Here is a 6,000-nt window from a genome sequence, read left to right as displayed (position 1 = left end):
TTACCTGCTTCCGGTACTGTGCAGCCCGCTGCGCCTGCGTGGTCAGCGCCAGCCGGAAGCGACGACCTGCGCCGTCGGTGACAGCCGTAATATTCCCGGCAAATTCCCCGTCTGCGTCCCGGTGAAAGGTTTGCGTGCGTCCGAAACGGTCAGTCAGCCCGGTCAGCACCCGGTACGGCGGCAGCGGGGCGGGCAGCACCTCATCCGCTCCCGGTACGCGTTCAGGCCAGCCCAGAATCCACCACGGCCCCTGTGCGCTGCTGGTCGCCAGATAAAGATGCGGGCTTAAGCGCAGGTCTTCCGGCAGGGCCTGCCACAGCACATGCAATGCATTGCTTTCATGCAGTTTAGCCACGCCGCCACGGGCCAGCCACAGGGACTCGCTGCGGCTGAAGGCGGTTTCACCGGGAAACAGCGGCTCAAAGTGAATGCTTCTGCCGCCGTTGTCGTTGAGGATAAGTTCCTCATCGCGAAGCTGTAAGCGAATATCGAAAGGAGCTTTCCAGCCGGGACCAAAAATACTCACCGGGGCAGGCGTTTTCGTCCGGTAGCTGCTGTAGGTTCTGGAGAGTACAAACGGCAACGGACCGGGCAGGGCGATATCGGTTTCGCCGGGCAGGACTTTGGCACCGATAAGGGGGTTCACCGGCGGACCATAGGTGACACCGCCAGGGCAGACCGAGCAGGCCACGCCTGTTGGCGCGCCAATCATCACGCCTGCCGAGCCCTGGACAATGCTACCGCCCGTCTGCGTCATGTCGCCCAGACGCGCCGCTGGTTTTCCGCTCATGCTCAAATCCTTTTTGCATAAAAATCAGAAGGATTACCTTAAGTCGGCATCAGGGGAAAAAACTGCGAGGGGAGAGCAATATAGCCCGGATTCGGAAAACGTTTAGGCGGGAGGAAAAAAGCCCAGCGCACAGGCTGGGCAAAACGTTATCCACTACACTCTTAAGCGGCTCTTAATAGTTGAAGCTTTTTCTCACGGCGAATTTTGCGTTCTTCCATGACCGCAACCATCGCCATCAGGCAGATGCAGCCGATCGCGGCAGCGTCCAGCGCGGCGAAAGTCCCCGCCCAGCCGGTCAGGCCAAATACCGGCGTACCGTCAGCTATCATCCCCAGACCTAACTTGGCAAAGCTATCGCCGATCAGGTACGCAAAGGTGCCCTTGATACCGTCCGCCGCGCCAATGGCCTTCTTCGGTACAAAACCGACTGCCGCCACGCCAATCAACAGTTGCGGTCCAAACACCAGGAAACCGAGCGCGAACAGGGAGGCAAGATAGACATACTGATTGCTGGCATGTTGATAGACACCCAGCGTTGCGATGATCAGCGCCAACGCCACGCAAGCCACCAGCGCACGACGTCCATTCGCCAGATCCGAGAGCCAGCCCCATAACAGCGTGCCGACCAGCGCCCCAACCTCAAACAAGGTAAATCCCTGAATTGCAACTTCTTTAGAGAGCTTCAGCTCCTGAAAAGCATACACGGTAGACCACTGATCGATGCCGATACGTACCACGTACAGGAAGATGTTGGAGAAACAGAGCAGCCAGATGACTTTGTTTTTCAGCACATATTCAACAAAGATCTGCCATTTGGTCATCTCATTCTCTTCGGTTTCTTTGTCCTCTTCGCTGATCTCCTCACCGAATAGCTCTTCGGCTTTGCCGAGACCATACGATTCCGGCGAGTCGCTACCAAAGCGCAGACCGATAAAGCCAACAATCAGAGCAATAATCGACGGGAAAACAAACATCCCAATCACGTGTCCGTCGAACAGAACGTTCGCACCGAACAGCGCCACGCCTGCCGCACCTGCGCCGCCGAGGTTATGCGAAATATTCCAGAAGCCGAGGAAGGTGCCGCGCTTACGGCGGGGCGTCCATTTGGTAATGGTGGAATAGCTGCACGAACCACCAGTGCTCTGGAAGAATCCGCTCAGGGCATAGAAGGCGATCATCAGGAACAGGCTTACGGAGCCCGTTCCCATACTGGCGCTGAAACCGAGCATACAAATCGCAGAGAGGATCAGCATAAACGGCAGGAACTGCTTGGTGTTTTTGCCGTCCGCGTAATAGGAGACCAGCGTTTTACCCACGCCGTAGGTGATGGAAAACCCCAGACCAATCATCCCCAGCTGCGTCATACTCAGCCCGTAGGTGGAGATCATGTCATTCTGGGCAATGTTAAAGTTTTTGCGGATCAGGTACATGGTCAGGTAGCCGATAAAAACTACCAGATAGGACTGCATAAACGGTTTGAACCACATCTTGCGCCGCACTTCGAGCGGCAGATCCAGGGTCGGTTTACGCACCTGGTTTAGAAAGGCCAGCATAGGATACTCCCGGGCTAATTTTTATACCTGCGAATGGCAGGCATTGTAAAAATCAGTCAGGAAACACGCCTGAGAACACGTCCAGGCGAAACCGGGAAAATTTCTTAGTTTTGCCCTACTCGCGGTAAAAAAGTGAACTGCATCACGCTTCACTGACCTCACGCGGAGCCTGGGCGTTGAGGAATGGCAGTAACAGCAGGGCGGAGATCCCGGCGGCGATAGCGATGACCACGAAGAAACCGGTCCAGTGCCAGGTTTCCAGTACCTGCGCCAGCGGCCAGCCGGAAAGCGATGCGCCGAGATAAGCAAACAGCCCAACAAATCCGGTTGCCGCGCCCGCCGCTTCTTTGTGCGAGCACTCTGCCGCCGCCATACCGATCAACATCTGCGGACCAAAGACAAAGAATCCGGTGGTGAAAAAACAGGCTGCCTGCATCACATAGCTGGCAAAGGGCATCAGCCACAGCGAACCTACCGAAAGCAAAATCCCGGCGGCAAAAATCAGGTTCATCGGCCCGCGGTTGCCGTTGAACAGTTTATCCGAGCCCCAACCCGCCACCAACGCGCCGATAAAGCCGCCCAGCTCGAACATGGTGACCGCCATGTTCGCCGTCACCAGATCGACGCCCAGCGTCTCGGACATATACAGATTGCCCCAGTCATTGATGGCGGCTCGCACCACATACACCAGCACATAACAGAGCGATAGCAGCCAGATGTAAGGGTTGAGCAGCACGTATTTAGTGAGGATCTCTTTGCGGGTCAGCCCTGCGCCTTCCTGCTGCTGGGCGATTTCCAGCGCATCGTGCTGCCAGTCGCCCACCGGCGGTAAGCCGACGGCCTGCGGCCGGTCGCGCAGTCGCCAGCAGAGAAAAATGCCAACGACTATCGCCAGCGTACTGGCAATCATCATCCCGGCGCGCCAGCCATAGTGCAGCGCCGCTGCGGCCATGATAACGGGGATCAGCGCGCCGCCCACATTGTGCGCGGTATTCCAGATAGCCCACCAGCCGCCGCGCTCGTTGCGCGAATACCACGCCGTCAGCAGACGTGCGCACACCGGCGCGCCCCAGCCCTGGAAGAAAGCGTTAAGTGCCCACAGCAACGCAAATGCCCAGAGCGAGGTGGAAAAGCCAAACAGAATGTTGACGACGCCAGTGGCAATCAGCCCGATTCCCATAAAATACCGGGCATTGGAACGATCGCTGACGATACCAGAGACAAATTTCGACAGGCCGTAGGTGATATAAAACAGCGTCGCCAACAGGCCGATATCGCTGCGGGTTAACACGCCGTTGGCAAGAATTTCCGGGACGGCGGCGTTAAAACTTTTCCGCGTGAAATAGAACAGGGCATAGCCCAGCCAGATGGTCAGCAGGATATGACGACGCCAGTAGCGGTAGCGCTCGTCGATCTCACGCTTATCCGTTAATCGCGGTGCATTCGCCGGTGCTTTGAAAAAGTTCAGCATCAACGCTCCTTAAACATAGCGCTGCGGCAGCGAAACGCTGACGCGCGTACCGTGCGTACAGGAAATCGTTAGCGAACCGCCCAGTGCTGCGACCCGTTCGCGCATCCCGGTCAGGCCAAAACCTTGCTGGCCGGAATTGGGTGGAAGGCCACTACCGTCATCTTCAATCACCAGCATTAGTCGATCGTCCTGTTGCCAGCCCTGTAGCGTCACCGCGCTGGCATTGGCGTGCTTCACAATATTGTTCAGCCCTTCCTGACACACCCGAAACAACGTTACCCGCTGCCCTTCGCTCAGCGCCGTCTCATCAATCCGCCAGTCGAGATGGCTGACGATACCGCGGCTTTCCAGCTCCATTTCCCGCATCAGTGAGCGGATGGCCTGTTCCAGCGTTAAATCATCCAGTTGCCGCGGACGTAAACGTCCCAACAGGCGACGCACCGAATCATAGACGCCCAGCGACAGTTGCTCGATAAGCTGCCCGCTCTGCTTCACGCCGCCATTTTCAACCGCCAGCCGCTGCACAATCCCGGCCTGAGTGCGGATGGCGGTGATGGTTTGCCCGATATCGTCATGCAGCTCACGCGCCACGTCGCGACGAACGCTCTCTTCCGTTTCCAGCAGGCGTTCCGCCAGCCGGTGATTGCGCGCCAGTTCGTTTTGCAGCGACTGGTTCAGCTCACGCAGACGCTGAATCCCCGCGCCGAGCAATATTCCGGTCAGGCTTTGCGCCAGCAGGGAAAGCAGCAAATCCACAGGATGATCGTGCCAGGTCTGACTGGCAATCAGCGCGATAGCGTTCATCAGCGTCGCAATCAGCGCCCCTTGCCAGCCGTAGTGCCAGGCGAGCGCGATGATTGGCAGCGCCAGACAGAAAGGTGTGAAACGTGATAGCTCGGTCGGTAAACCCAGCTGTAACCACAGGCTGACGGTGAACAGCAGCAGATACCCGATCAGGTGTCGTCCACGCCAGTTCACCGGTTGCGAGACCAGCGCCGGACCCAGCGGCAGCCAGGTGTTGCTGGTCAGGTAGTGCCAGAATACCAGGCAAATGGGCGCCAGCGTCAGCCCTCCGGTCAGGGTGAGCAGTAGCGCCGTCCACGCTTCTTCACCCTGCCCCAGCCAGGGCAGCGACTGCAACAGCGCTGCCGCCGTCAGCGCCGCGCCCTGAAGCAACAGCGTGCGCCAGTCACGTTGATGTCGATAACGGGAGATCAGCGCCACAGGCAAGAGCGTCAGCAGACTACCGATCATCAAAAGGGGAAGATGCGCCAGCGCCACTTCCTGCGCCAGCCAGAAGGTTAACAGCCATTCCGCACCCAGCAACACCGGCCAGTAACCGCGTGGACATTGCAGCATCAGCCCCAGGCGCAGCCCAAACGGAAACAACAGCACTGCCAGTTCCGGACGCTCAACCAGATGCAGGCTGATACTCCACAGACAAAACCAGGCGGCAGAGAAGATAAAAAAACAGGCGAGAACGGTGATAAACCGTGACAACAGCGTTTTCATTGCCAGCCGTCAAACATGCGCCGCGCCAGCTCAACATCATTGCTGACACCCAGCTTTTCCATCAGGTTAGCGCGATGAACGTGTACCGTTTTCGGCGAGAGCCCCAGCTCGGCGGCAATCTCTTTCACCGCCATCCCTTGCGCCAGCTTTTCCGCTACCTGGCGTTCGCGTTTGGTCAGCGGGTCCTGGCGCCCGGACGCCAGCTTCATTGCAATGTCGGGCGTCAGATAGCAACCACCGGTGGCAACGGTATGCACCGCGGCGATCAGTTCATCCGGGCTACAGCGTTTGGAAAGAAAACCCCGCGCACCGGCGTTCAATGCCTGCTCCACCAACGCCGGGCTGTCATGCACGGAAAGCATGATGGTCGCCATGCCTTTCGGCAACTGACTCAACAGCTCGAGGCCAGAGATATCCGGCATCGAGATGTCGCAAATGCACACCTGAACTCCGCGCCCAGGCAAACCTGCCAGCGCCTCACGTCCCGATCCAAACTCGGCGACAACCTGCAAATCCGCCTCCAGCCCCAGCAGTTGGGCAAAGCCGGAGCGAACGATAAGATGGTCGTCTATAAGGGCAACGGTAATCATGAGGTTTATCCTGGCGCTAAAGCAAGCCGGATGGCGCTGTGCTTATCCGGCCTACGGGCGCGTGCCGATGTAGGCCGGATAAGG

The 6,000-nt window shown here is 58.0% G+C and carries 5 protein-coding genes; all 5 read right to left on the bottom strand.

The annotated features are described in order from the left end of the window. Positions 1-790 (bottom strand): DUF6531 domain-containing protein (locus QNN88_RS21625; RefSeq protein WP_414241992.1); only part of this gene is annotated, 790 nt, incomplete at its 3' end. 161 nt (positions 791-951) lie between these two features. Beyond that, positions 952-2,343, bottom strand: a complete 1,392-nt coding sequence (gene uhpT, locus QNN88_RS21620) for a hexose-6-phosphate:phosphate antiporter (protein WP_414241991.1) — start codon at positions 2,341-2,343, stop codon at positions 952-954. Positions 2,344-2,485: 142 nt separating this feature from the next. Beyond that, entirely contained in the window at positions 2,486-3,814 is a 1,329-nt protein-coding gene (locus QNN88_RS21615; RefSeq protein ID WP_414241990.1) for an MFS transporter, read from the bottom strand. 9 nt (positions 3,815-3,823) lie between these two features. Further along, complete coding sequence (gene uhpB / locus QNN88_RS21610; protein ID WP_414241989.1) at positions 3,824-5,326, bottom strand: signal transduction histidine-protein kinase/phosphatase UhpB; 1,503 nt, start codon at positions 5,324-5,326, stop codon at positions 3,824-3,826. After that, entirely contained in the window at positions 5,323-5,916 is a 594-nt protein-coding gene (gene uhpA / locus QNN88_RS21605; protein WP_414241988.1) for a transcriptional regulator UhpA, read from the bottom strand. The genes uhpB and uhpA overlap by 4 nt, the downstream gene beginning before the upstream one ends. Positions 5,917-6,000 lie beyond the last annotated feature (84 nt).

Origin of the sequence: Citrobacter sp. ANG330 (genome assembly GCF_047467925.1) — a bacterium.
Lineage (GTDB): Bacteria > Pseudomonadota > Gammaproteobacteria > Enterobacterales > Enterobacteriaceae > Citrobacter_A > Citrobacter_A amalonaticus_G.
This window is presented reverse-complemented; position numbering and strand designations above follow the sequence as displayed.

What these genes read in the sequence shown, in the direction of transcription:
- uhpB (WP_414241989.1), bottom strand. Translation starts at nt 5,326, where the DNA reads ATGAAAACGCTGTTGTCACGGTTTATCACCGTTCTCGCCTGTTTTTTT.
- uhpT (WP_414241991.1), bottom strand. Translation starts at nt 2,343, where the DNA reads ATGCTGGCCTTTCTAAACCAGGTGCGTAAACCGACCCTGGATCTGCCG.
- uhpA (WP_414241988.1), bottom strand. Translation starts at nt 5,916, where the DNA reads ATGATTACCGTTGCCCTTATAGACGACCATCTTATCGTTCGCTCCGGC.
- QNN88_RS21615 (WP_414241990.1), bottom strand. Translation starts at nt 3,814, where the DNA reads ATGCTGAACTTTTTCAAAGCACCGGCGAATGCACCGCGATTAACGGAT.